We start from the raw sequence: 1,292 nt of genomic DNA, 5'->3' as shown, positions 1-1,292 counted from the left end.
CCGACGCCACCATGGTAAACACCAGCACCTTCAAGGACATCCCCGCCGGCTACGAGCTGGTCTGGGAGGGCGACCTCCAGATCAACGACGGCTGGGTCTGGGTTGAGGTCCGTCCTGTGGAGGCGCCTCCTGTGGAGAAGACCTTCACGGTGACCTTTGACAGCAACGGCGGCAGCGCGGTTGCTAGCCAGACCGTGAAGGAAGGCGAGAAAGCGGCTAAACCTGCCAACCCAACCCGCGATGGTTATACCTTTGAGGGCTGGTTTGCGGATGAGGCCTTGAAGACCGCTTACGATTTTAATACTCCTGTCACGAGCGATATCACGCTGTACGCCGACTGGGACCGCCGCAGCAGCGGTGGAGGCGGAGGCGGCGGAAGCTCCTCCACCAAAAAGTACATCATCACTGTGACCTGCGGCGAAGGCGGCGAGATCACCCCCGACGGCGGCTCCGACAACGAGGTAGAGGTCCGCAAGGGGAATGATCAAACCTTCCGGATCTCTGCAGACAACGGTTACCGCATCTCCGACGTCCTGGTGGATGGCGAGAGTGTGGGGAACGTGGACAAATACACCTTTGAGGATGTAGATGAGGACCATAAGATCGAAGCCATCTTTACCCGCAGAGCCGCAGATCCCAGTGACAGCGGCACCGACCGTTATCTGAATACCAAAGACCATGTTCAGTATATGACCGGCTATCCGGATGGCTCGTTTGGCCCTGGCCAGAATATGACCCGTGCGGAGGCAGCTCAGATGTTCTACGCACTGCTGCTGGACCAGAATGTGCCTCACACGGTCAGCTTCTCCGATGTGCCCGCGGATGCGTGGTATGCGGAAGCTGTAAACACCCTGGCCTCTCTGGGTATGATCAATGGCTATCCCGACGGGACCTTCCGTCCGGACGCCCCCATCACCCGGGCAGAATTCTGCGTTATCGCCTTGGCCTTTGCCTACGAGCCGGAAGATTTCGACTGTGACTTCCGGGATGTGTCCACCAGTGACTGGTTCTACGACTATGTGGCCCAAGCCACCAGCTACGGTTGGATTTCCGGGGCTGACCGCAGCTTCCGTCCCAACGAGTGCATCACCCGCGCGGAGGTCTCCGTGATCGTCAACAACATGCTGGGGCGTGTAGCCGATGAGGACTACATCGACCGGCATGAGGACGAGCTGAACACCTTCCCGGATGTAAAGCCCTCCCATTGGGCGTACTACTCCATCATGGAGACGGCCAACAGCCACGACTACACCAAGAACAACGGAAATGAGAACTGGCGCTGAGCGCCCAAG

At 58.8% G+C, this 1,292-nt stretch carries 1 protein-coding gene; it reads left to right on the top strand.

Annotation, left to right across the window (positions count from 1 at the left end):
- Positions 1-1,283: S-layer homology domain-containing protein (locus B5F19_RS16750; protein WP_204248363.1), on the top strand; the 1,283-nt coding region annotated here is incomplete at its 5' end.
- Between the last annotated feature and the right edge of the window lie 9 nt (positions 1,284-1,292).

This window comes from Pseudoflavonifractor sp. An184 (assembly GCF_002160305.1).
Taxonomy (GTDB): Bacteria; Bacillota; Clostridia; order Oscillospirales; family Oscillospiraceae; genus Lawsonibacter; species Lawsonibacter pullicola.
This window is presented reverse-complemented; position numbering and strand designations above follow the sequence as displayed.